We start from the raw sequence: 25,216 nt of genomic DNA on the forward strand, positions 1-25,216 counted from the left end.
TGCATTCATTAAATGCATTGATATCATCAATTTGACTGCAATTAGCTAAAATGGCGACTAGAATCTATGTGCTTTAGCCCCTATAATCAGGCGGTTTATCTCTTCCCACCACCAAACCATATCGGGTGCAAAATTAATGTCTGATAATAATCAATGTGTCATCGTAGGTATCGCTGGCGCTTCAGCTTCAGGAAAAAGTCTGATTGCTAGTACAATTTATAATGAATTGCGCGAAAAAGTAGGCGACCATCAAATTGGTGTTATCACGGAAGATTGCTATTACAGCGACCAAAGCCACTTGAGTATGGAAGAGCGTGTTAAAACTAACTACGATCACCCAAATGCACTAGATCATGATCTTTTATGTGAACATCTACAGCAGCTAATGAGTGGCAACGCCGTAGAAGTTCCTGAATACAGCTACACAGAGCACACACGTACTTCTGAAACGACTACACTTACTCCAAAGAAAGTGATCATTTTAGAGGGTATTCTGCTTCTAACAGACCCGCGTCTTCGTAAACTAATGCACGCAAGTGTGTTTATGGATACACCATTAGACATCTGTCTATTACGCCGTGTTAAGCGTGATGTAGAAGAGCGTGGTCGTACAATGGACACTGTACTTAAGCAATACCAAGAAACAGTACGTCCAATGTTCATGCAGTTTATCGAGCCTTCAAAACAACATGCAGACATCATCGTTCCTCGTGGTGGTAAAAACCGTATTGCGATTGATGTGCTAAAAGCGCACATTGCGAAGTTGTTGAAGTCTTAATCGAATAAAATTTTGCCTAAGTGACTCACTTAGCTTTATTTTTTACCGAATCAGTGGCACTTTTATAGTGCCACTTTCTTTTGGAATCTAAGCAAGGAATATGCGGATGAAGAAACTACTCATTTTCATAGCTGTACCAGTGTTTGTTGTCGTTGCAGCAATTCTGGCACTAGTGCTGTTAGTGAATCCCAACCAATTTAAGCCATTAATTGTCGAACAAGCCCAAAAACACACAGGCCTAGAGCTAGTGATCGAGGGTGATATCAGCTGGCAATTCTTCCCATCCATTGGCTTTGAACTTGGTCAAACTGAATTACGCAACCCTGAAGGTTTTACGCAACCTAACCTATTTAAGGTTGATACCGTTGGCGTTGACGTTTCGGTTACTCCGCTATTTAGCAACCAACTAGAGATCGGCAACATTACTCTAGATGGTGCAGAATTCTATTTAGAAACGCTTAAAGATGGTCGCAAGAACATTGATGCACTAACGCAAGCGTCAGCGCCTCAAGAATCTGAGCCTGCAGCAGGCACAAGTTCTGAATCAGCGCCTGCCCCTCAAGAGCAAACTACCACAGACGCATCGGGTTGGACGATCAACCTTGCAGGCGTAACTGTATCAAACGCATTGTTTGAAATGGACGACAAGCAAGCGGGTTCATTCACTAAGCTATACGATGTGTCTTTGAATCTTTCTGAGTTTGCCGTTGATACATGGACAACCGCGACATTTGCGGCTTCTGGTGAGAACAATCAACAGAAGTTCTCTGCACAAGGCAGTGCAGAATTCAAATTAGCTGAAGGCTTTGCAAGTTACGCACTTCGTAATATCGACTTAAACGCTAAGTTCAATGATCCAGCGACGTCGATTGAGTCAGCAAAAATTGGCTTGAATACGTTTGAGTTCGATAAGGTAAACCAACTGACTTACGCTGTAATCGGTAATGCAGCTGGCCTTGACCTTGATCTTAAAGGTGGCGGTGAACTTACTGTTGATAGCGCGATTTCAAAAGTAACGCTGAACAAGTTAACGTTAGACTCAACATTCAAAGGCGACACGCTTCCTCAGTCTCCAATGAAAGTCGACATGCTGTCTGACTTAAGCTTCGATCTTAACAAGAGCCACCTGAGCTTTGTGTTAGAGAAGCTACAAGCTAACGCTATTGCATTAGACGGTAAAGCAGACGTAATCCTATCTGAAATACCAAAGGTTCGTTTCTCTCTTCATAGCCCGAATATTGATTTAGATGAATTCTTAGGCTTAGGCAATACAACAGAAACAGCGAGCACAGCGCCTTCTGGTTCTGCTGGTGGTTCAACGTCAAGTTCTGGTAGTTCAGATCCAGCTAAAGAAGTGGAACCTGATCTGTCGGCTCTGAAAACGTTAGACGTGAAAGGTGACATCACGATTGATAAGTTCAAGGCGAACAACGCGAAGATGCAGAATGTTAAAACCGCATTTTCGGTTAACCGTGGTATCGCAGAGCTAACCTCATTCACCTCGAATCTTTACCAAGGTTCTATTTCTGCTACTGCAAAGTTAGACGCTCGTAAAACACCAGCGACTTACACGGCTAAGAAGAAAATCAAAGGCGTGAAAGTACAACCGTTACTGGTTGATGTTGCAGATAACGATATGCTGGAAGGTACCGGTAATATTGATGTCAACGTGAAAGGTAAGAGTCTAACTCCGACGGGTATCAAGAAAAACCTAGTCGGTACTATCGCGATTAACTTTGAAGATGGTGCAGTTAACGGCATCAACGTAGCTCAACTGATTCGAGAAAACTACGCTAAGATCAAGGGCGAGAAAGTTGAAAGCACAAATGAAGCTCAAAAAACGGACTTCAGTGCAATGAAAGCGACGCTGAAAGTGGATAAAGGTTGGGTTTCAACTAACGACTTATCAGCACAGTCGCCACTGTTACGTGTGACAGGTCAAGGTAAAGCAAACTTCATCAATGAAACGGTCGACTTCCTTGTGCGTACATCAATTGTGGGTTCACTTGAAGGTCAGGGCGGTAAGAGCATCGACGACCTGAAAGATGTGACTATCCCAATTAAGGTAACAGGTCAGTGGGCAGCCCCGAAATTTGCACTTGTTTTTGATGATGTATTGAAACAGAAAGCACAGAAAGAAATTGATCGTGGTTTAGAAAAGTTAGACGAAAAGTACGGTGACAAGATCAAAGATGAGAAAACAAGAGACGCAGTAAACGGTCTACTAAAAGGTTTGTTTAACTAGTCTTCATCTCATTTAAAAATGAACAAAGCGCCACTCCTGTTGTAGGAATGGCGCTTTTTATTTTTGGCTCGATAATACTCAAGAGAGATTCCCTATGACACTCGTCCCTCGCTCTAGGGAATGACGATAGGCCGTCGTCCTTTGTTCAAGAGCGTAACGGCCTAGTGGTCGTCATCCTCGAGAGGGAAGAATGACCGAGTCGGGGACCTCTGGTTGAAGGTGATTACCAGTCAACGCCTTGTAGCGCTTTAACACCAGATTCAAAAGCGTGTTTCACATTGCGAACTTCAGATACTGTATCTGCTATCTCAGTAAGAGTACGGTGCGCGCCACGACCTGTAATGATGACAGACTGCATCTTCGGGCGGTTATTCAACGCCTCAACCACTTCATCGAGTTCGATGTAACCGTAGCTAACCATGTAAGTCAGTTCATCAAACAGAATCACATCGATCGACTCATCAGCCAGCATGCGTTGGCACTCTTTCCATACACGCTGCGCAGCTTCAATATCTTGCGCTTTGTTCTGAGTTTCCCAAGTAAAGCCTGTGCCCATGACTTGGAACTCGACATCAAGCTTTTGCAGAACGTTTTTTTCGCCGTTATCCCAGGTACCTTTAACAAACTGAGCAACGGCGCATTTCTTACCATGACCAACTGCACGTGTAATCGTACCAAAACCGGATGTTGATTTACCTTTACCGTTACCCGTGATGACCAGCAATAGGCCTTTTACTTCTTGTGCTGCAGCGACACGTGCATCGACTTGTTTTTTTACTTTCTGTTGTCTTGCTTTGTGGCGTTGTTCTTTGTTGTCTTCAGTCGACATAACAAATCCTTTTAAGTTGTGATTGCGTCTATCATAGCCTAACTTAACGATAGCAAAAACCATCGGAAGAACAGGTGATTAGGGATGAAAAAGATACTCGTAGTTTGTATGGGGAATATTTGCCGCTCGCCAACAGGTGAAGCGGTGCTAAGGAAGAAAGCGCAACAGCTGGATATTGATGTTGTGGTCGACTCTGCGGGGACGATTGGTTTTCATCAAGGCAACCCGCCAGACTCGCGATCCAAATCTGCAGGAGAGAAGCGAGGCTACAGCTTTAAGGGGATTACTTCTCGTAAAGTGGTAGATAATGACTTCGAAGAATTTGACCTGATACTCGCGGCCGATAGGGCGAATTTAGACGACTTAATGAGCCAATGCCCAGTTCACCTCCAATACAAGCTCGCATTATTTTTGAGCTTTGGAGAGTCACAATATCAAGAGATCCCCGATCCGTATTATGGTGAGGGAAATGGTTTTGAATTGGTGTTGGATTTAATCGAAGAGTCTAGCGAAGCGATACTGCGTTCGATGTAGTGTAGGAACAATGTACGTCGTTTTGTTATCAGCGTAAGGGCTGACCGATAGGTATAAAAAAGGCCGACATTGAATGTCGGCCTCTCTAAATCTAACTTAAAGCTACAGCTAAGATTACTTAGACATTACTTTGTAGATTGGGTCTTCTGCAACGTTCGCTTCAACTAAGCTACCTGCTTTGTGCAGCATAGCAACACAGTCTTGGCTTAGGTGGCGAAGGTGAAGTGTTTTACCTAGCGCCGCGTAACGGTCAGCAATCGTGTCGATCGCTTCAATTGCAGAGTGGTCAGTCACGCGTGAGTTTGCGAAATCAACGATTACATCTTGTGGATCGTTGTATGCGTCAAACAACTCTAGGAAGTTAGCCGTTGAACCAAAGAAGATTGGGCCGTTAACTTTGTACTCTTTTGAGCCTTCAGCGTTTACTGATGTATCTGCGTAGATGTGTTTAGCATGTTGCCAAGCAAACATTAGCGCAGAAGCGACAACACCAACACCTACTGCCACAGCAAGATCAGTCAGTACTGTTACTACGGTAACAAGAACGATAACGAAGAAGTCTTGTTTAGGAACGCGACGCGCAAGCTTGAAGGTTGCCCATTCAAATGTGCCGATAACAACCATGAACATTACGCCCACAAGTGCTGCTAGAGGAATCATTTCAATCAGTGCAGAACCGAACAGGATGAACATCAGTAGTGCAACTGCGGCGACGATACCTGAAAGACGACCACGACCACCTGAGTTTACGTTGATCATCGATTGACCGATCATCGCACAACCACCCATCGCACCGAATACAGAACACGTTACGTTAGCCATACCTTGACCAACACATTCACGGTTAGATTGACCACGAGTGTTTGTCATTTCGTCTAGTACTGTCAGTGTCAGCAGAGATTCAATCAGGCCGATAGCCGCAAGGATAATTGCGTAAGGCAGGATGATCTGTAGTGTATCTAAAGAAAACGGAACAGCAGGAATTGAGAATGTTGGAAGAGAGCCCGCTAGCGTAGCAGCTTCGTCACCAGACATTGTACGTAGGAAGTCGACAACAGTGCGAGTTTCAAGGTCAAGACCCACAACCAAAGCCGTTACTGTAACAATAGCAACTAATGAAGATGGTACTGCTGTTGTTAGCTTAGGTAGGAAGTGGATGATAGCCATTGTAAGGGCTACTAGACCTAGCATTAGTGTCATTTGACCGCTTGGTAACCAAGTCAACGCACCTGTTACGTCTGGCGCTTTAAATTGACCAAGTTGAGCTAGGAAGATAACAATGGCCAAACCGTTCACGAAACCAATCATTACTGGGTGTGGAACGATACGGATAAATTTACCTAGTTTAAATACACCTGCTGCAATTTGCAGAAGGCCAGCCAGCATAACGGCTGCGAATAGGTATTGAACACCATGGGTTGCCACTAGGCTCACCATTACAACGGCCATTGCGCCGGTTGCGCCAGAAATCATACCTGGACGGCCGCCAAAGACAGAAGTGATTAAACCTACGATGAATGCTGCATAAAGACCAACCATTGGGTCAACGCCAGCAACAAAGGCGAATGCTACAGCTTCAGGTACCAGAGCCAGGGCTACTGTAAGACCTGAAAGCACGTCATTCTTTACAGAGTGCTTTGAAAATTGTGGGAATTCGAACATGTTTGCTCAGCTATGCTTAAGATGGATTTACCGACACGGGTGTATTGCGTAGCCAAACAGTGATGGAAAAGAGCGGCAATAGCGAAGTGTCGAAAAGATAAGTGCGCGAATGCTACCCAAAAATGTGATTAAGTTCAAGGTTGAACCTAACTTTGAGTAATATATCTGTTAATTTTTATTCGATTAGTAGATATGAAAAAGGCTGCTTTAATAAGCAGCCTTTGATTCTATTTACTCGCGATTACCTATCAGTAATCACTAGTAGTTTGGCTTAGTCATCGCCGCGCCAGCTTTGTTCGACGCTGCCTGACTGCCTGCACCTTTCGATACAAAACGTTCAGTGCGGAACGGAGCTGCAATCACTTCAATCTCTTTGATCTCTTGAGGACCAGGAGCTTTAGTCATTGGTGAACCGGCTTGCTTCTTAGCAACAGCTGCCTTTGGTGCCGCTTTAGGAGCTTCTGCTTTAACAACAGGTGCTTCTTCAACTTTTGCACTTTCAGCTTTAGGCGCTTCAGCTTCAACAACTGGTGTTGCTTCTGCTTGCACAGCTTCTGCTACAACAGGCGCTTCAACTTTCGTCGCTTCTGCAATCACTGGAGCTTCAACTTTCGCGGTTTCAACAACCACTGGTGCTTCTTCAACGACTGCAGGAGCTTCAACTATAGCAGGAGTCTCAGCTACTTGAGCTTCAACAGCAGCATCTTCACGACGGATGATAACTTTACCCATTGCAAGCTCTGGACATGCGAAGCCGCCAGTCATTGCTACGTTGCTTTGTGGCGCCGTCTCTAGAGCAACATTCTGCTCTTGAACAGATGTTTGAGCTTCAGCTGCTACTTGAACTTCAGCCACTTCAGGCTTTGCCTGCTTGTGGTGAGGTTTTGGAATGAAGCGAGGCATCACTTTACCCATAGCCATCTCTGGAGAAGCTACACCACCTTTACGTAGGCGGAATGGGTTAGGGCGACGATCACGACCGCGACGACGACGTTGACCACTTGCACGTAGGTGACGTGGAGAACGACGGTTACGACGTTGTTTCGGCTCTTCCTGTTCAGTTTGCTCTGCATTCGCTTGAGTTGCTTCTACTTGTTCCGCAACTTTTTGCTCTTGAGCTACTGACTGTTCTTTTGAAACAGATAGTTCTTTAGCAGCAACCTGCTCTTTTGAAGCGTTATCTTCAGCTTGAGCTTGTTGGTCTTTAACACGAACTTGCTTGTTCAGTTTACGACGCTGACGACGCTCTTTAATCTTAGCTGCTTTCGCTTCAGGTTTAGCCTTAGGCGCTTCCGGTTTACCAGCTTGTGCTTCTGCTGCTAGCTGTAGACCTTCTTCTGCTAATTTAGATGGTGCTTGCTCTTCGCGTTGCTTCTGCTCATCACGTGGCTTGTTGCGACGGTCTTGCTTAGGCTTGCGAGGCTGACGAGTTTGCTGTGGAGCTGCTTCTTTTTGCTCTTCAGGCTTCTCATCACGAGCTGGCTTACGGCGGCGTTTGTTGTCACGGTTTTCGTTACGATTGTCACCACGTTCACCACGGTCGTTACGCTGTTCGCCACGCTCACCACGTTGGTTACGACGACGGTTATCGTTACGATCACGGCGTTGACGGTTGCCGTTGTTACGATTGTTTTTAGGTTTTTCTTCTTCTTTCTTCTCTTCTTCTTTTTTCTCTTCTTGAGTTGAAGAGCCAAATAAGAAGCTACCGATAGCTTTGAAGAAACGACCAATTAGGCCTGGTTCTTGAGTCGCTGCTGGTTCAGCTTTCTTCTCTTCTACAGCTTTAGGTGCTGGAGCAGGAGTTGGTGCTGATTGAGCAGGAGCTGCGAAGCCTTTCAGAGCAGGTTCTTCGATCTTCTTAGGACGAATAGTCTGTTCAGCAGGCTCTTTGCTTTCCGCTTCTTTTAGAGCTTCTAGCTTGTTAGGCAGCAAGTAAGATAGTAGATCGAACTCTTCACCTTCACGAACACGGATAACCTCAAAATGCGGCGTTTCCATGTCTGAGTTAGGAACAACAGTGATCTTAACTTCTTGGTTCTTCTCGATGTGGTTTACTGAGCGACGTTTTTCGTTCAGAAGGTAAGAAGCGATTGGAACAGGCACAACAGCAAGTACTTGTGCTGTGTTGTCTTTTAGAGCTTCTTCTTCAATCAAACGTAGAACAGAAAGTGCTAGAGATTCGTTATCACGAACAACACCAGTACCTGTACAACGAGGACAAATGTGGTGGCTTGCTTCTGCTAGTGATGGGCTCAAACGTTGACGAGACATCTCTAGAAGACCAAAGCGAGAAATACGACCAATCTGAACACGTGCGCGATCTAAACGAACGGCATCACGTAGACGGCTTTCTACTTCGCGTTGGTGGCGAACCGGGGTCATATCGATAAAGTCGATTACAACAAGACCACCTAGGTCACGTAGACGTAATTGACGTGCAATTTCATCGGCAGCTTCTAGGTTAGTGTTAAGTGCTGTTTCTTCAATATCGCCGCCCTTTGTTGCACGAGCAGAGTTGATATCGATAGAAGTCAGTGCTTCTGTTGGGTCGATTACGATAGAACCACCAGATGGAAGACGAACTTCACGTTGGAAAGCCGATTCGATCTGGCTTTCAATCTGGTAATGGCTGAATAGTGGCACTTCACCATCGTATTTCTTAACGCGATTCATGAAATCTGGGCGTATTAATTGAATGTGCGCTTGTGCACGTTCAAAAATAGTATTGCTGTCGATTAGAATCTCGCCAATATCACGACGTAGGTAGTCACGAATTGCGCGAACAATAACGTTACTCTCTTGGTGAATTAGGAAAGGAGCTGCATTTGAATCAGAAGCTTGCTTGATAGCGCCCCAATGGTTCAATAGAACATTCAGGTCCCACTCTAGCTCTTCTGCGCTTTTGCCAACACCCGCTGTACGCACGATTAAGCCCATACCTTGAGGAAGCTCAAGAGTGCTTAATGCTGCTTTCAGTTGAGTGCGTTCATCACCTTCGATACGACGAGAAATACCGCCAGCACGAGGGTTATTAGGCATAAGAACTAAGTAACTACCAGCCAAAGAGATGAAAGTTGTCAGTGCAGCACCTTTGCTACCACGTTCTTCTTTCTCTACTTGTACGATTACTTCTTGGCCTTCTTTTAGCACTTCTTTAATGCTAGGACGGCCTTGGTATGTATAACCTTCAGGGAAGTATTCGCGGGCAATTTCTTTAAGAGGGAGGAAACCGTGACGTTCTGCGCCGTAATCAACGAATGCCGCTTCTAGGCTTGGTTCAATACGGGTAATACGTCCTTTGTAGATATTCGCTTTCTTTGACTCGTGACCTGGACTTTCGATATCTAGATCGAACAGTCGTTGGCCATCAACCAAAGCGACACGCAACTCTTCTTTTTGAGTTGCGTTAATTAACATTCTTTTCATTTAGAAGTTCTCATTGTCTTTTCTTATTTTCATCATTGTTCTTATCGCTTTATTTCGTTTCTCATGGTGCCAGATCCCATGGCTTTATCGGTGCAGCCTCCCGGCTGGAGAGGGATGCTCTGGGGCACGTCAGTCATCATAGGGAGTTAGCCTATGATCCGCGATGTGGCGGTGAATACTCAACATGAGTGTACGTGAGTAGAGCGATAAGGAACTCAGTTGACCGTGTCTTACGCCGATTGCAGCACTGTCTAATCTGAGTTATCTACTCATTTACTTGCTTATGAATGGTTAGCTGTTTAAATAATAGTCAAACCATTGATAGCAGCTGTGAACTATAGCAGCGGTCGGTAAACACAGCAATCTGCTTTGTCGGAATGCTGTAAAAAAAACAGTTTTTGTTTGGGTTTTGATAGCTCTAACTCACTGTCTATAAATAATTTATCAATTGATATTTTAATTTGCAGGAATCTTGATGCTTTTTTGTTCGAAGAATCAAAGAAATATAGAACTTCAATGACCATTTTGGGATAGATCGGTAAGGATTAGGGATAAATAAGTTCGGAATAGGGCTAAGAAAATCTCAATTATCAAAAGTGACAGTGATACAATAGCGCAATGAGCGAAATTAGAACCCAAGTCCAATTCGTCGACATTGACGAAGATATGGCTGGTCAGCGTATTGATAACTTCTTACGCAACCAATTAAAAAACATCCCGAAAAGCATGATTTACCGAATCGTGCGTAAAGGCGAAGTCCGCGTAAATAAAAAACGCATCAAGGCTGAGTACAAACTAAAAGCTGGCGATTTAGTTCGTATCCCTCCGGTTACTATTGAAGAGAAAACAGAAGAGAACGTGCCGAGCACGAAACTCAACAAGGTTTCAGAATTAGAACAGTGCATCATTTATGAAGATGATCACATGCTAATTCTTAACAAACCGTCTGGCACTGCTGTTCATGGTGGTAGCGGATTAAAATTTGGCGCGATTGAAGCATTACGTGCTCTTCGCCCTGATGCTCGTTTTCTTGAATTAGTGCACCGTATCGATAGAGATACGTCTGGCATTTTGCTTGTTGCTAAGAAGCGCTCGGCGCTAAGACACCTTCAAGCACAGTTCCGTGAAAAAACGGTTCAAAAATACTACTTCGCTTTAGTTATGGGCGAATGGAAGAACAGCTGCAAAGTCGTCAACGCACCTTTGTTGAAAAATGAAGTGAACAGCATTGTTCGAGTTAACCCGAATGGTAAAGCTTCTGAAACCCGTTTTAAGGTTTTAGAAAAATTCCAAGAGGCGACGTTGATTCAAGCTAGCCCAATCACAGGCCGTACACACCAAATTCGTGTGCACGCTCAGTATACTGGTCACCCAATTGCTTGGGATGATCGCTACGGTGATCGTCGTTTTGATGCTTACACGGGTAAGGTTGGTCTTGATCGTCTGTTCCTACATGCAGCAAACATCAAGTTCACACACCCAGGTAGTGAAGAGAAGATGGATATCTCGGCGCCAATGGAAAGAAGGCTAGAGAAAGCCCTAACTGGTTTACGTAAGCTTTAAGAAGATACGAGATACGAGATACGAGATACGAGATACGAGATACGAAGGTATAGAGTGCCTCTAAATTTGTTCTTCAGTATCCATAAATGAGAAAGGTTGACGAATATCGTCAACCTTTTTTGTTTTCATCTGTTGTAGAAGATCCCCAAGTCGCTCGTTCCTCGCTCTTGAGGATGACGACTTTTTAAAATCACGCTCTATATCATTAGTTGGTTAGATAAAATTGCGTGTTCCGCCATTCCCTAGACTGACGAAGGAAGGAGTAGGGATCTCTAACAAAGAGAGCGTATCCGTTATAGTACACCCATTCCTTGCGCTTCTAACATATCGACTAGATCGATCAGCGGTAAGCCGATCAAAGTATTTGGGTCTTTCCCTTCCATCTGTTTAAACAACGCGATGCCTAACCCTTCACACATAAAGCTACCTGCGCAGTAATAAGGCTGCTCTTTCTCAACATAACTCATGATCTGTTGCTTAGTTAAATCGCGGAAATGCACTACAAAGGTGTCGAGACGCGTGTCAGCTTCATTGGTTTCGTTGTTCCAAACCGAAAGCCCAGTATAAAAAGTAATGTTCTTGCCGCTTTGACGAGATAACTGCTCGATCGCTTTTTCTCGAGTGTGAGGCTTACCAATGATCTCTCCATCAATTACGCAAACCTGATCAGAACCAATGACTAAGCTAGGTTGCTCCACAACACAAGACTTAGCTTTGGTCTCAGCAAGGCGCATCACCAACTGTTGTGGTGTCTCTTCTGGAAGCGGCGTTTCATCGCAGTCTGGCTTGGCTGTAATGAAGCTTAACTGTAGTTTTTTGAGGATCTCTTGCCTAAATGGTGATGTAGAGGCTAAAACTAGTTGGTAATTTCTCATTTTAATTTACAATTCAAGGAAGCATTTATCTCAGGATAACGTAACTTGTCCTGCTATTCATAATGCTCTGAATAGGAAAGGCAGGAAAGTACATTTTTTTTGCCATTTCCTTTGACTAAACACGATTTGGAAGATAAGATTCGCGCCCTATGCAAAAGGAAAAAATACCGCGTACAGTTGATCCGGCAAGAACGGCTCAAAAACGACTCGATATGGATGGTATCATCCAGGTCAGTCTTTTGAAGCGTTTAACTGAAGCAACTGAAGGCGTAAAACGTGACGCGCAAGTCTCAATGTCATTTGGGCTTGATGAACAACGATTAGTCGTTATCTCTGGTAAAGCTAACGTCGAAGTCGATTTAGAGTGTCAACGTTGTAATGAGGTTTTCGCACATGAGTGCGATGTCCAATTTACTTATACTCCTGTTTACAGTGAGAAAAGTGAAGAGGAAGCACCGGAAGAGTACGATTTGGTAGATCTGAACGAGTACGGTGAGTTAGACCTGATTCAATTAGTTGAAGACGAGTTCATCCTTGGATTGCCACAAATAGCAATGCACGACGATGCGAAATGTAGCGTTAACTCAAATAACTTGGTGTTTGGTGAACTTCCTGAAGAAATTGAGGAAGACAAAAAGCCGAATCCATTTGATGTTTTAAAAAGCTTAAAGAAGTAATTGCTTCTTTAAGAATTTACATAGGAGTAGGGTCAATGGCCGTACAAAAGAGCAAGAAATCACGTTCAATGCGTGGCATGCGTCGTTCACACGATGCGCTAACTACAGCTGCACTTTCTGTAGACGCAACTTCAGGTGAAACTCACCTACGTCACAACGTGACTGCCGAAGGTTTCTACCGCGGCAAAAAGGTTATCAACAAGTAAGGTTGACCTTTGCAAAATCTAACCGTTGCGCTTGATGCAATGGGCGGGGACTTCGGTCCTCGTGTAACAGTGCCTGCCGCCGTGCAGGCACTGTCGTATTTCCCAGAGCTAAAAGTCATTCTAATAGGTGATCGAAACGCGATCACATCTCAATTATCTTCATTAGGTCGAATGCCTGATTCTCGTTTGAGTATCCAGCATTGTGATCGAGTCATTTCCAATTCTGAAAAACCTTCACTAGCCTTACGTAATAGTCAGGGTAGCTCTATGCGTGCCGCTATCGATCTGGTTGCCGAATCACAGGCTGATGCTTGTGTGAGTGGTGGTAACACTGGCGCATTGATGGCTTTATCCCGTTTCAGACTCAAGCTTCTTCCCGGTATTGATAGGCCTGCATTGGTTTCAGCTTTGCCTACTGCATCCGGAAATCGCACATGGATGCTTGATTTAGGGGCGAACGTTTCTAGTGACGCAGATTCACTGTTTCAGTTTGCTGTCATGGGCAGTGCATTAGCAGAACAACATTTAGGTCGCGCACCACGTGTCGCTATCTTGAATATCGGTGCAGAAGAAATTAAAGGCAATGACCTTGTAAAACGATGCGCTGAAATGTTGTCTAATACTCAGTCTGTGAACTTCATAGGCTATATTGAAGGTAATCAATTACTTCAAGATGCTGCTGATGTCGTCGTATGTGATGGTTTTGTGGGCAATGTTTGCTTAAAAACGTGCGAAGGTACGGCTCAGCTCTTTATTGATAAGCTAAAAACGCGCATGATGGCTTCAACAATAAAGGGTTGGATAGCCAGAATGCTGTTTTCTGAGCTATTTACTGAATTAAAAACCTTGAACCCCGACCAGTATAACGGCGCAAGTTTGTTAGGATTGCGCGGCATTGTCATTAAAAGTCATGGAAGTGCTGATGTGTCTGCAGTCGTCAACGCGATTGGTGAAGCAGTACACGAGGTCAAACGACAAGTCCCCAGCCGCATTAGCGATCGTTTGGAAGCGGTTTTACTCGAGAGGCATTATTAGTCTTCATGTATAGCAAAATTTTAGGTACTGGCAGCTACTTGCCATCTCAGGTGCGTACTAACGCAGACTTAGAGAAAATGGTAGAGACTAGCGATGAGTGGATCGTTGCTAGAACTGGTATTAAAGAGCGTCGTATTTCAGCGGAAAACGAAACCGTTGCTGATATGGCGTTTTACGCTGCTGAAAATGCCATTGAAATGGCAGGTATCGACAAAGAAGAGATTGATTTAATCATCGTTGCGACAACCAGCAGTAGCCACACATTCCCGTCTTCGGCATGTCAGGTACAAGGCAAGCTTGGTATCAAAGGCTGCCCTGCGTTTGATTTGGCTGCAGCGTGTTCTGGTTTTGTCTACGCACTGTCTGTTGCTGATCAACACATCAAGACTGGCATGTGTAAGAACGTTTTGGTAATTGGTGCTGATGCACTGTCAAAAACCTGTGATCCGACTGACCGCTCTACTATCATCCTATTTGGTGATGCAGCAGGCGCGGTGGTTGTAGGCGCAAGCGAAGAGCCAGGTATTTTGTCTACTCATATTTACTCTGATGGTAAATACGGTGAGCTTCTAAGCCTAGAAGTACCAGAGCGCGGCGGTGATGCAGACAAATGGCTGCACATGGCGGGCAACGAAGTATTTAAAGTGGCGGTAACTCAGCTTTCTAAGCTAGTTAAAGACACCTTAGCGGCGAACAATATGGATAAGTCAGAGCTTGATTGGTTAGTTCCACACCAAGCGAACTACCGTATTATCTCGGCAACCGCTAAAAAGCTGACGATGTCGCTTGATCAAGTAGTGATTACTCTTGATAAGCACGGCAACACGTCAGCAGCTACCGTACCAACGGCCCTAGATGAGGCTGTTCGCGACGGGCGAATTAAACGTGGTCAAACGCTTCTACTTGAAGCATTTGGCGGCGGCTTCACTTGGGGTTCTGCGTTAGTTAAATTCTAACCCTAAGCGATAATCAACAAACAAGGCACATAACTTATGTGCCTTATTCAATTTTTTGCTTTGCTTAAAGGAAAATTACAATGAGCAAATTTGCTATCGTATTCCCAGGCCAAGGCTCTCAAGCTATCGGTATGCTTGCTGACCTAGGCGAACAGTATGATGTTGTTAAAAAGACATTTGCTGAAGCTTCAGAAGCACTTGGTTACGATCTATGGGCATTGGTTCAAGATGGTCCTGTAGAAAATCTAAATGAAACTTTTCGCACTCAACCGGCTCTATTAACAGCGTCTGTTGCAATTTGGCGTGTATGGCAAGAGCTTGGCCTAGAGCAACCTGTAAATCTAGCAGGTCACAGCCTAGGTGAATATTCTGCTCTTGTATGTGCCGGCGTTATCGACTTTAAAGAAGCGATCAAGCTGGTTGAACTACGTGGTCAACTGATGCAAGAAGCGGTTCCTGCAGGTGTTGGTGCAATGTACGCAATCATCGGTCTAGACGATGAAGCGATTGCTAAAGCGTGTGAAGAAGCTGCGCAAGACGAAGTTGTGTCTCCAGTTAACTTTAACTCTCCTGGCCAAGTTGTTATCGCGGGTAACAAAGCTGCAGTAGAGCGTGCTGGTGCACTTTGTAAAGAAGCGGGCGCTAAGCGTGCACTTCCGTTACCTGTTTCTGTGCCGTCTCACTGTGCACTGATGAAGCCAGCAGCAGATAAGCTAGCAGTGGCTCTAGAAGCTCTAGAGTTCAACACGCCAGCATTGCCTGTTATCAATAACGTTGATGTTATTGCTGAAACAGACCCTGCAAAAATTAAAGACGCACTTGTTCGTCAGCTATACAGCCCAGTTCGTTGGACTGAAGGTGTACAAGCGATGAATGAGCAAGGCGTTGAGAAGCTACTTGAATTAGGCCCTGGTAAAGTTCTTACTGGTCTAACAAAACGAATCGTAAAAACTATGACAGCTGCTGCAGTTAATGATACTGCATCACTAGAAGCTGCTAAGTAAATAACCACTTAATAGAGAAGTTATGATGAATTTAGAAGGCAAAGTTGCACTAGTTACAGGCGCAAGCCGTGGCATCGGTCGTGCAATCGCTGAACTTTTAGTTGAGCGTGGTGCTAAAGTTATCGGTACTGCGACATCTGAAGGCGGCGCAGCTGCAATCAGCGAGTACCTTGGTGAGAACGGTAAAGGTCTTGCTCTTAATGTAACGGATACTGACTCAATTGCTGCTACACTGAAAACCATCAACGATGAATTCGGTGCGATTGACATTCTAGTTAACAACGCAGGTATCACTCGTGATAACCTACTGATGCGTATGAAAGACGACGAATGGAATGACATCATCGATACTAACCTAACTCCTATCTTCCGCATGTCTAAAGCTGTATTGCGTGGCATGATGAAGAAGCGTCAAGGTCGTATAGTAAACGTTGGTTCTGTAGTAGGTACAATGGGTAACGCTGGTCAAGCTAACTACGCAGCTGCAAAAGCAGGCGTAATTGGTTTTACTAAATCAATGGCTCGTGAAGTTGCGTCTCGTGGCGTTACAGTGAACACTGTAGCTCCTGGTTTCATCGAAACTGACATGACTAAAGCGCTAAATGATGACCAACGTGCAGCAACTTTGGCGAATGTACCAGCAGGTCGACTAGGTGACCCTCGCGAAATCGCTGAAGCTGTGGTATTTTTGGCGTCACCTGCGGCAGCTTATATCACAGGTGAAACACTTCACGTCAATGGCGGTATGTACATGGTGTAAATTATGTGCAACATTTGTGCATGATTTAAGTCAAGATCATACGTAATTTCGGTTAAAATCGTGAAAATTGTGGTTTGACCAGAAAAGTTGACCTTGCAACTTTCAATAGATTGAATAAACTACGGAAAACATCGCATAAAGCGAACTCTGTAAAGGAAAAGAAAAAATGAGCAACCTCGAAGAACGCGTAAAGAAAATCATTGTTGAACAGCTAGGTGTAGACGAAGCTGAAGTTAAAAACGAAGCTTCTTTCGTTGATGACCTAGGTGCAGATTCTCTAGACACAGTAGAGCTAGTAATGGCTCTAGAAGAAGAATTCGACACTGAAATCCCAGATGAAGAAGCTGAGAAAATTACTACTGTTCAAGCAGCTATCGATTACGTAACTAGCGCTCAGTAATAATCTCTCCCAGGCGGTCACCTCGACCGCCTGTGTTTTATCTAACTCATCTATCCTCATCTTAAATCACCTCAATCCCCGGAGTGTAAAATCGTGTCCAAGCGTCGTGTAGTTGTCACTGGCATGGGTATGTTGTCACCGGTAGGCAACACTGTAGAATCTTCTTGGAAAGCCCTGCTAGCTGGTCAAAGTGGTATCGTTAATATCGATCATTTTGATGCAACCAATTTCTCAACTCGTTTTGCAGGTCTAGTTAAAGACTTTAACTGCGAAGAGTATATGACTAAAAAAGATGCTCGTAAGATGGACTTGTTCATCCAGTACGGCGTCGCAGCAGGTATTCAAGCTTTAGATGATTCAGCCCTAACTATTACTGAAGAAAACGCTCCACGTGTGGGTGTTGCTATCGGTTCTGGTATTGGTGGTCTTGGTTTGATCGAAGCCGGTCACCAAGCTCTAACTGAAAAAGGCCCTCGTAAGATCAGCCCGTTCTTCGTACCGTCGACGATCGTGAATATGATTGCTGGTCACATGTCTATCATGCGTGGCCTACGCGGTCCAAACATCGCGATTTCTACTGCATGTACGACTGGCCTACATAACATCGGTCACGCGGCTCGTATGATTGCATACGGCGATGCAGACGCAATGCTAGCGGGTGGTGCTGAAAAAGCATCAACTCCACTAGGTATGGGCGGTTTTGGTGCGGCTAAAGCACTTTCTACTCGTAACGATGAGCCTCAAAAAGCTTCTCGTCCATGGGACAAAGGCCGTGATGGCTTCGTTCTTGGCGACGGTGCAGGCATGATGGTTCTTGAAGAGTACGAACATGCGAAAGCTCGTGGCGCTAAGATTTACTGTGAGCTAGTTGGCTTCGGTATGTCGGGTGACGCTTACCACATGACATCTCCAAGTGAAGATGGCTCTGGTGGCGCACTAGCAATGGAAGCGGCTATGCGTGATGCTGGCATTACTGGTGAACAAATCGGTTATGTAAACGCACACGGTACTTCGACTCCTGCAGGTGACGTAGCGGAAGTTAAGGGCATCAAGCGTGCTCTTGGCGAAGCAGGCAGCAAGCAAGTATTGGTTTCTTCTACGAAATCAATGACAGGCCACCTTCTAGGTGCTGCTGGTTCTGCTGAAGCTATTATCACGGCAATGTCTCTGGTTGACCAAATTGTTCCACCAACAATCAACCTAGATGATCCTGAAGAAGGCTTAGATATTGACTTAGTACCTCACACTGCGCGTGAAGTTAGCAACATGGAATATGCTGCATGTAACTCATTCGGTTTCGGTGGTACAAACGGCTGTTTGATCTTCAAAAAGATTTAATCATCTTATTAAAGACGTAAACACTCGTAGATAGTCACAATTAGACTTGTTTTTAAACGGCTTGATGCTTTAGCATTGAGCCGTTTCTTTTTATGGGGAAAAACATGTTTTGGGTTGATGGAGAAAGCCAGCAAACTATCGATATTTTGGATCGCTCGTTTCAGTACGGAGACGGCTGTTTTACGACAATGCTCGTGAGTGATGGTGAGATACAACATCTTCACGATCATCAGCACCGTGTCGACGAGTGCCTTAAAGCGCTACGCATTTCTGCTCTTGATTGGGATGTTGTTAGTCTTTGGCTCGATACTGCGCTTCAACACATCCAACATAACGCTCTTCATGGCACAAAGAGCCTTGATGGTTCAAAGAAGCTCCATAACGCCAACAAGCCTCATAATCAAAAAGCAGGGATCAAGCTGCACGTTAGTCGTGGAGCGGGTGGGCGTGGCTACAGTACCAAGAATATCGCCAAGCCGACAATCACCATCAGTACCTTTGATTACCCAAGCCATTATTCAGCGTGGCAAGACTCCGGTGTTGAACTCGGTATCTGCCATCAAGCGCTAGGTTTGAGCCCACTACTGGCTGGCCATAAGCACAATAATCGCCTTGAGCAGATTTTGATGAAAGATGAAATGGATCAAGCTAATGAAGTGGATGGTGTGGTTCTTGATATATCGGGCAATGTGATTGAAACCACCATGGCCAATCTGTTCTGGCGCAAAGGTCAGTCGATATACACACCTCAACTCACTCAAAGTGGTGTCGCGGGGGTTATGCGTAAGCAAGTGTTAACCGCGCTGAATCAGGCTGAACTTTCCGTTACAATTAGTGACTACTGCTTATCTCAACTCATGCAAGCTGATGAGGTTTTCATGACAAACTCCATTTTAGGGGTTGCCCCAGTTACCCGTATTAGTGATACCCAATTTAACATTGGAACCGTTACTCGTAGCCTTCAAGGACAACTAAACTCGTGATCAAAAAGTTATTTATTTTTATTATCTTGTGCTTAATTGCAGCCGGTGCTGCTGGTTTTTATGTTTACAACCAAGCGCAAGATAACCTGAAACAAGTTATTCAATTAGAAAAACCACAAGTCGTGACTGTTGCTTCAGGTAGCAGCTTTAACCGCGTTCTAGCCCAGTTGATTAACGAGGGGCTGTTTGAGGCTTCTCCTTACGAGAAATTAATCCGTAAGTTACATCCTGAGCTTGTAGACGTAAAAGCGGGTACTTTCCTGCTTGAACCGGGTTTAACCTTAGAGCAAGCGCTACAGGTGCTTGTAGAAGGGAAAGAACACCAGTTTACTATTACCTTTGTTGAAGGCAGTCGTTTTGACGAATGGCTTGTTCAGCTAAAAGACAACGAATTCATTCAACAGACATTGGATGGCGTTTCTGAAAAAGAGATCGCTGAAAAGTTGGGTATTGAAAACGAAAAGCTAGAAGGTCTCTTCTTAGCAGAAACGTATCACTACACCTACGGCACCACTGATTTAGATTTGTTGAAGCGCGCGCATCGAGACCTAATGAGCGTGGTGAATGAAGAGTGGGAAAATCGAGCGGATAAGCTGCCTCTTAAATCGCCATACGAAGCGTTAATTCTTGCATCTATCATTGAGAAAGAGACCGCTGTTGCGTCAGAACGTGAGCGTGTTTCTTCTGTGTTTGTTAACCGTCTAAACAAGCGTATGCGTTTGCAAACTGACCCAACGGTTATCTATGGCATGGGTGACAGCTACGATGGCAACATCCGTAAGAAAGACTTACGCACGCCAACGCCTTACAACACCTATACAATGAGTGGCTTGCCACCGACACCTATCGCTATGGCAGGCAAAGCGTCTATCAACGCGGCGTTGAATCCAGAGAAGAGCAACTACTTGTATTTCGTTGCGAGTGGAACAGGTGGGCACGTATTTTCAAAGAGTTTGACTGAGCATAACCGTGCAGTGCGAGCTTACTTAAAGCAATTAAGAAAAAACAGATAAAGAAATAATTATGAATCAGTCGAAATTTATCGTGGTTGAAGGCCTTGAAGGCGCTGGCAAAAGCACAGCAATCAATGCCATCGTTGAGACATTAAAAGCATCGGGTGTTGAAGATATTGTTAATACTCGCGAGCCGGGTGGTACTGTCTTAGCTGAAAAGATGCGTTCATTGGTTAAAGAAGAGCACGAAGGCGAGAAGCTTCAAGACATGACTGAATTGCTGTTGATGTATGCAGCACGTGTTCAATTAGTCGAGAACGTCATCAAGCCGGCACTCGCCAATGGTCAATGGGTATTGGGTGATCGTCATGATATGTCTTCACAGGCATACCAAGGTGGTGGTCGCCAGATCGCGCGCACGACTATGGAATCACTGAAAGCAACCACGCTAGGCGGCTTTAAACCCGATCTAACGCTATATTTGGACCTAGACCCTAGAGTAGGGCTAGAGCGTGCTAGAGGCCGTGGTGAGCTTGATAGAATTGAAAAGATGGACATCTCATTTTTCGACCGCACGCGTGAGCGCTATCTAGAAATTGCAGAACAAGATGATTCTGTACTTGTGATTAACGCGCAGCAAGAAATTGAGCAAGTAGCCGCTGATATTAAAGTCGCGCTAACTGCTTGGCTCGACAAACAGTAGGTAGTCATGGCTGAAGTGTATTCTTGGCTCACACCGGTATGGAGTGAGTGGAAAAAAAGTCTCGATGCGGAGCGTTTTCCTAACTCTGTGATTGTTAATGCACCGGAAGGGCTCGGCGTTGATGCTTTGATTAGCCAACTTACCGACGCATTGATGTGCACGAACTATGAAAGCGAGTCGTGCGGGTTTTGCCACAGCTGTGAGTTAATGAAGTCGGGCAGTCATCCTGATTTTCATGTGATCTCACCCGAGAAAGAAGGTAAGTCGATCACGGTTGATCAAGTGCGTGCCAGTAACCGCTGGGCTCAAGAGTCTTCTCAGTTAGGTGGTTTGCGCGTTATTTTGCTTAACCCTGCTGAAGCAATGAACGAATCGGCTTCCAACGCACTATTGAAAACTCTGGAAGAGCCATCAAGCAAGTGCATCTTCATTCTGTCTACTCGTAACAGTAATCGCTTAATGCCGACTATTATTAGCCGTTGTCAGCAATTCAATGTGGTTAGTCCGCAGTTAGAGACAGCATCAGCGTGGTTAGATGGTGAAGTGGGCAAAGCGGTACCGCAGTATATTTTAGCACTCAATGACAACGCGCCTTTAAAAGCAAAAGCGATGTTTGAGCAAGGTGGCGTTGAAGCTTCAACAAAAGCGCTCGATGGCTTTGTGAATGTGATAAAAGGCACTCAACCTGACATGCTAAAGTTCTCTACAGAGCTTAGCAAAGACCCTTTGATTCAACTTGGCTGGCTTTGGCATCTATTGTCAGATGTACAGAAGCTGCATTTTGGTTTGGCGAATCAGGCTTTCACTCCGAGTGCGAAAGCACTGTGTGAGGCGATGTCTTATCAAAGTGCTTATGCAGCATCGAATAAACTGCTGACATTGATTGAGCAGTTAAAGCAACACCCTGGGCTCAATACGGAGCTACTCATAATGAATTGGCTGATAGCCACTTGCGAGGAAACATGTTCGTAGATTCCCACTGTCATTTAGACAAACTGGATTACCAAGATTTACACACCAGCGTAGAAGATGTGGTTAACAAGGCGAAGGCTGCTAACGTAGACCAATTGCTTTCTGTCGGTGTGACACTCGATTCGTTTGAAAATATGCTCGAGATGATCTCGCCGTTTGATAACGTTAAAGCCTCTTGTGGCGTTCACCCTCTCGATGTTGAAAGTGATTTCAGCCTAGAGACAATGCGTGAATACGCGAGCAACCCTAAGGTTGTGGCGATTGGAGAGACAGGTTTAGATTATCACTACCAACCAGAGACGGCGGAGCTGCAACAGCTACGATTTAAGCAGCATGTTGAGTTAGCCGTTGAGCTGAATAAACCTTTGATCATTCACACTCGTAACGCACGTGAAGACACATTAGCTATTTTACGTGATGGCGGAGCTGAGAAGTGTGGTGGTGTGATTCACTGCTTTACCGAAGATCAAGCGTTCGCTGAAGCAGCAATGGAACTAGGTTTCTATATCTCAATTTCAGGCATTGTGACCTTTAAGCAGGCTACAGAACTTAAAGAAGTTGTTAAGAACCTACCGCTAGACAGGTTGCTGATCGAGACAGATTCTCCATATTTGGCGCCCATTCCATATCGTGGGAAGCAGAATCAGCCTGCATATGTCGTCGAAGTGGCGGCCTACATTGGGCAATTAAAAGGTGTGTCGATGAAAGAGGTTGCCGAACAAACGACCAAAAATTACCAAAAACTTTTTTTGCGATAAAAATCTAAGTAAACAAATAAAAGGGAGCGAAAGCTCCCTTTTTGTGTTTTTGATCACTAAAAATACGTTTTTTTTTAATGTTTACGAATTATGTTGAACTTGAGAGCGCTAATTATAACATTTGTAATTTTGTTACTAAAAATAACATTCGCTCCTATTTTATTTACTCAGTAAAATAATAGGACTATTGAAAAATACTTATATATTTCAATTGATTAAATGCTTGTAAAGGATTGCATTTCTAGATTTGACATGTGATCCAAGACGTGTTTTGAAACTAAATTTCGTAAGTGACTAGAAAGTTAGTTCCCCATCAATATATATTTAGCGGCAGAAAATATAATGCAATACATGGTTACATTTTCGCAGGGTGCTAACATATAGGCTACGGGGGTGTGCCGTTAGAACCCAATATAATTATTTTATCTTTATCAGGAGCATAAACATGTTTAAGAACCTTTTTGCTAGCCTGCAGAAAGTTGGTAAGTCTCTGATGCTTCCAGTATCAGTTTTACCAGTTGCGGGTATTTTGCTAGGTGTCGGTGCAGCAGATCTTCCTTTCATTCCAGAAATCGTTTCAAACTTAATGGAACAAGCTGGTGGTTCAGTATTCGGTCAAATGGCACTACTGTTCGCAGTAGGTGTTGCACTTGGCTTTACTAACAACGATGGTGTAGCGGGTCTAGCTGCTATCGTTGGTTACGGCATCATGACTGCTACACTTGGCGTAATGGCTGGTGTAATGGGCGTTGATAAAATCGATACTGGTGTACTAGGTGGTATCCTAGTCGGTGGTGTTGCTGCTTGGGCATTCAACCGTTTCTTCCGTATTCAACTACCAGAGTACCTTGGCTTCTTCGCTGGTAAGCGTGCTGTGCCAATCATCACAGGTTTCTCTGCGATTGGTCTAGCAATCCTACTATCTGTAGTATGGCCACCAGTTGGCGGCGCTATCTCTGCGTTCTCTGATTGGGCTGCTCACCAAAACCCACAAGTGGCGTTTGGTATCTACGGTATCGTTGAGCGTTCTCTAATTCCATTTGGTCTTCACCACGTTTGGAACGTACCTTTCTTCTTTGAAGCTGGTACTTGTGTAAACGCTGCTGGCGAAACTCAAAACGGTGTTCTTACTTGTTACTTAGTTGCTGATGACGCATCTCGTGCAGCGGGCAATGGCTTCGGTCAGCTAGCTGGTGGTTACATGTTCAAGATGTTCGGTCTACCTGCTGCTGCAATCGCGATTGCACACTCAGCTAAGCCTGAAAACCGCGCTAAAGTAATGGGCATCATGGCTTCTGCTGCGTTGACTTCATTCCTAACGGGTATCACTGAACCAATCGAATTCTCTTTCCTATTCGTTGCTCCAGTACTGTACGCAATCCACGCTCTACTAGCTGGTTCTGCATACGTTCTTGCGAACACTCTAGGTTTTGTACACGGTACATCTTTCTCACACGGTCTAATCGACTTCCTAGTTCTATCTGGCAACGCGTCTAAGATGGGCCTAATGGTTGTATGTGGTATTGCTTACGCTGCAATTTACTACATCGTATTCCGCACTGTGATTAAAGCTCTAGACCTTAAAACTCCAGGCCGTGAAGACGAGACTGAAGAAGAGTCAGTTGCGACTGGTTCTGAACTTGCTGGTGAGCTAGTTGCTGCATTCGGTGGTAAAGCGAACATCACTGGTCTTGACGCTTGTATTACTCGTCTACGTGTTGCAGTAGCTGATACAGCTCTTGTTGACCAAGACAAGCTGAAGAAACTAGGCGCTGCAGGTGTTGTAGTAGTAGCGGGTGGCGTACAAGCTATCTTCGGTACTAAGTCTGACAACCTTAAGACAGACATGGATGAGTGGATCCGTAACAACGGTTAATTCTCTGATTCAATAAATTGAAAGGAGGCCGAAAGGCCTCCTTTTTTGTTTTCTGCTCTATGAAAGATCTATTGTGCTTAATCTCCATTAACTCAGATACTTATCATTCAACTCGATCAGTTGATGGTTGCTCTTAAATTTTTCGTGTCTTTTATCTTTTACCCAGCGATGACACCTTTTGCTGAGATTCCAGTAGACTTCCGTTTTTTAAATACAGTCTGAGAATATTATGAAACATCGTTGCTTGATCGGCCTTATGTGCTGCAGCGGAGCCTCGTTTGCTCAAGCTTCTGAAGCTCCAGCTTTGGAAGTTGGACTCGCCATTGACCAAGACCTGAGTGTCGTTGTGGAATTTGATCAGAAATACCGTGCTACGATTGGCAATGACGGCGCTGCCTTTGATTACATTTTGAAGCGTGGTCAGTTCGAGACTGAAGCTCCGTTGAGCTGGTACGTCGGTGCTGGTGCTTGGGCTGAATGGAATGACGACTTTGGCTTACGCTTGCCGTTAGGCGTGAAAGTGAATTTCTACGAAGGTTGGAATGCTTACGCTCAAGTTCACCCTGAACTCGATATGTATAAAGGTGTTGAGTTGCAAGTGGGCGGCGCTTTAGGTGTTACCTATAAGTTCTAACCTGAACTAAAACCGTTTTAATAATGAAAAAACCAGCATTTAGCTGGTT

General features: G+C 44.6%; 23 protein-coding genes. 19 read left to right on the top strand and 4 right to left on the bottom strand.

Annotated features, from left to right (window positions below; all coding sequences use genetic code 11):
• The first annotated feature begins 136 nt into the window (after positions 1 to 136).
• The gene (udk, locus tag AB4307_RS13335; protein WP_004734002.1) at positions 137 to 778 is read left to right on the top strand and encodes a uridine kinase; all 642 of its coding nucleotides are present in this window, start codon (positions 137 to 139) and stop codon (positions 776 to 778) included.
• A gap of 106 nt (positions 779 to 884) precedes the next feature.
• Positions 885 to 3,023: an AsmA family protein gene (locus AB4307_RS13340; protein ID WP_102427874.1), complete on the top strand. Its 2,139-nt coding sequence runs from the start codon at positions 885 to 887 to the stop codon at positions 3,021 to 3,023.
• Between the two features lie 223 nt (positions 3,024 to 3,246).
• Here AB4307_RS13340 and cobO read toward each other — a convergent pair whose 3' ends face one another.
• Positions 3,247 to 3,852 carry a cob(I)yrinic acid a,c-diamide adenosyltransferase gene (gene cobO / locus AB4307_RS13345; RefSeq protein WP_372132055.1) on the bottom strand — a complete coding sequence of 202 codons (606 nt, stop codon included), beginning with the start codon at positions 3,850 to 3,852 and terminating at the stop codon, positions 3,247 to 3,249.
• Positions 3,853 to 3,936: 84 nt separating this feature from the next.
• On the opposite strand from cobO, the gene AB4307_RS13350 reads away from it, so the two are divergent.
• Positions 3,937 to 4,386, top strand: coding sequence for a low molecular weight protein-tyrosine-phosphatase (locus AB4307_RS13350; protein ID WP_017067202.1), 450 nt, complete (start codon positions 3,937 to 3,939; stop codon positions 4,384 to 4,386).
• A gap of 114 nt (positions 4,387 to 4,500) precedes the next feature.
• Here AB4307_RS13350 and AB4307_RS13355 read toward each other — a convergent pair whose 3' ends face one another.
• Both AB4307_RS13355 and rne read right to left on the bottom strand, forming a co-directional pair.
• Positions 4,501 to 6,048, bottom strand: a complete 1,548-nt coding sequence (locus AB4307_RS13355) for a SulP family inorganic anion transporter (protein WP_017062156.1) — start codon at positions 6,046 to 6,048, stop codon at positions 4,501 to 4,503.
• Positions 6,049 to 6,306: 258 nt separating this feature from the next.
• The gene (gene rne, locus AB4307_RS13360) at positions 6,307 to 9,474 is read right to left on the bottom strand and encodes a ribonuclease E (protein WP_372132057.1); all 3,168 of its coding nucleotides are present in this window, start codon (positions 9,472 to 9,474) and stop codon (positions 6,307 to 6,309) included.
• Positions 9,475 to 10,092: 618 nt separating this feature from the next.
• Between rne and rluC the strand changes: the two genes are divergently transcribed.
• The gene (rluC, locus tag AB4307_RS13365) at positions 10,093 to 11,037 is read left to right on the top strand and encodes a 23S rRNA pseudouridine(955/2504/2580) synthase RluC (RefSeq protein ID WP_017054981.1); all 945 of its coding nucleotides are present in this window, start codon (positions 10,093 to 10,095) and stop codon (positions 11,035 to 11,037) included.
• Positions 11,038 to 11,330: 293 nt separating this feature from the next.
• Here the strand turns inward: rluC and AB4307_RS13370 are convergent, their stop codons facing one another.
• The gene (locus AB4307_RS13370; RefSeq protein ID WP_372132059.1) at positions 11,331 to 11,912 is read right to left on the bottom strand and encodes a Maf family protein; all 582 of its coding nucleotides are present in this window, start codon (positions 11,910 to 11,912) and stop codon (positions 11,331 to 11,333) included.
• Between the two features lie 149 nt (positions 11,913 to 12,061).
• Between AB4307_RS13370 and yceD the strand changes: the two genes are divergently transcribed.
• From yceD to AB4307_RS13445, 15 genes are all read left to right on the top strand, one after another.
• Positions 12,062 to 12,589, top strand: a complete 528-nt coding sequence (yceD, locus tag AB4307_RS13375; protein WP_017062153.1) for a 23S rRNA accumulation protein YceD — start codon at positions 12,062 to 12,064, stop codon at positions 12,587 to 12,589.
• 35 nt (positions 12,590 to 12,624) lie between these two features.
• Positions 12,625 to 12,795 carry a 50S ribosomal protein L32 gene (gene rpmF / locus AB4307_RS13380; RefSeq protein WP_004737376.1) on the top strand — a complete coding sequence of 57 codons (171 nt, stop codon included), beginning with the start codon at positions 12,625 to 12,627 and terminating at the stop codon, positions 12,793 to 12,795.
• A gap of 9 nt (positions 12,796 to 12,804) precedes the next feature.
• Positions 12,805 to 13,830 (top strand): phosphate acyltransferase PlsX, encoded by a 1,026-nt coding sequence (plsX, locus tag AB4307_RS13385; RefSeq protein ID WP_017062152.1) that lies wholly within the window; start codon positions 12,805 to 12,807, stop codon positions 13,828 to 13,830.
• Positions 13,831 to 13,835: 5 nt separating this feature from the next.
• The gene (locus AB4307_RS13390) at positions 13,836 to 14,786 is read left to right on the top strand and encodes a beta-ketoacyl-ACP synthase III (protein WP_017054985.1); all 951 of its coding nucleotides are present in this window, start codon (positions 13,836 to 13,838) and stop codon (positions 14,784 to 14,786) included.
• Between the two features lie 80 nt (positions 14,787 to 14,866).
• Positions 14,867 to 15,790 (top strand): ACP S-malonyltransferase, encoded by a 924-nt coding sequence (gene fabD / locus AB4307_RS13395; protein WP_017063479.1) that lies wholly within the window; start codon positions 14,867 to 14,869, stop codon positions 15,788 to 15,790.
• Between the two features lie 25 nt (positions 15,791 to 15,815).
• Positions 15,816 to 16,550 (top strand): 3-oxoacyl-ACP reductase FabG, encoded by a 735-nt coding sequence (gene fabG / locus AB4307_RS13400; RefSeq protein WP_029235138.1) that lies wholly within the window; start codon positions 15,816 to 15,818, stop codon positions 16,548 to 16,550.
• A 166-nt stretch (positions 16,551 to 16,716) separates the two neighbouring features.
• Entirely contained in the window at positions 16,717 to 16,950 is a 234-nt protein-coding gene (gene acpP / locus AB4307_RS13405) for an acyl carrier protein (protein ID WP_004737381.1), read from the top strand.
• Positions 16,951 to 17,043: 93 nt separating this feature from the next.
• A complete protein-coding gene (gene fabF, locus AB4307_RS13410) occupies positions 17,044 to 18,288 on the top strand; it encodes a beta-ketoacyl-ACP synthase II (RefSeq protein WP_010437291.1) in 1,245 nt (414 codons plus the stop codon).
• Positions 18,289 to 18,392: 104 nt separating this feature from the next.
• Positions 18,393 to 19,271 carry an aminodeoxychorismate lyase gene (pabC, locus tag AB4307_RS13415; protein WP_065583975.1) on the top strand — a complete coding sequence of 293 codons (879 nt, stop codon included), beginning with the start codon at positions 18,393 to 18,395 and terminating at the stop codon, positions 19,269 to 19,271.
• Complete coding sequence (gene mltG, locus AB4307_RS13420; protein ID WP_017062149.1) at positions 19,268 to 20,284, top strand: endolytic transglycosylase MltG; 1,017 nt, start codon at positions 19,268 to 19,270, stop codon at positions 20,282 to 20,284. Before pabC ends, mltG begins: the two co-directional genes overlap by 4 nt.
• A 10-nt stretch (positions 20,285 to 20,294) precedes the next feature.
• On the top strand, positions 20,295 to 20,927 hold the full coding sequence (gene tmk / locus AB4307_RS13425; protein WP_017062148.1) for a dTMP kinase: 633 nt from the start codon (positions 20,295 to 20,297) through the stop codon (positions 20,925 to 20,927).
• Positions 20,928 to 20,933: 6 nt separating this feature from the next.
• Positions 20,934 to 21,899, top strand: a complete 966-nt coding sequence (locus tag AB4307_RS13430) for a DNA polymerase III subunit delta' (protein WP_017062147.1) — start codon at positions 20,934 to 20,936, stop codon at positions 21,897 to 21,899.
• Positions 21,890 to 22,657: a TatD family hydrolase gene (locus AB4307_RS13435; RefSeq protein WP_017067206.1), complete on the top strand. Its 768-nt coding sequence runs from the start codon at positions 21,890 to 21,892 to the stop codon at positions 22,655 to 22,657. Before AB4307_RS13430 ends, AB4307_RS13435 begins: the two co-directional genes overlap by 10 nt.
• 445 nt (positions 22,658 to 23,102) lie before the next feature.
• A complete protein-coding gene (gene ptsG, locus AB4307_RS13440; protein WP_017062145.1) occupies positions 23,103 to 24,533 on the top strand; it encodes a PTS glucose transporter subunit IIBC in 1,431 nt (476 codons plus the stop codon).
• Between the two features lie 229 nt (positions 24,534 to 24,762).
• Positions 24,763 to 25,167: a hypothetical protein gene (locus AB4307_RS13445; RefSeq protein ID WP_102398088.1), complete on the top strand. Its 405-nt coding sequence runs from the start codon at positions 24,763 to 24,765 to the stop codon at positions 25,165 to 25,167.
• The last annotated feature ends 49 nt before the right edge of the window (positions 25,168 to 25,216 follow it).

It is taken from the genome of Vibrio sp. 10N.261.52.C2 (genome assembly GCF_041471425.1).
In the GTDB taxonomy this organism is placed as follows: domain Bacteria; phylum Pseudomonadota; class Gammaproteobacteria; order Enterobacterales; family Vibrionaceae; genus Vibrio; species Vibrio crassostreae_C.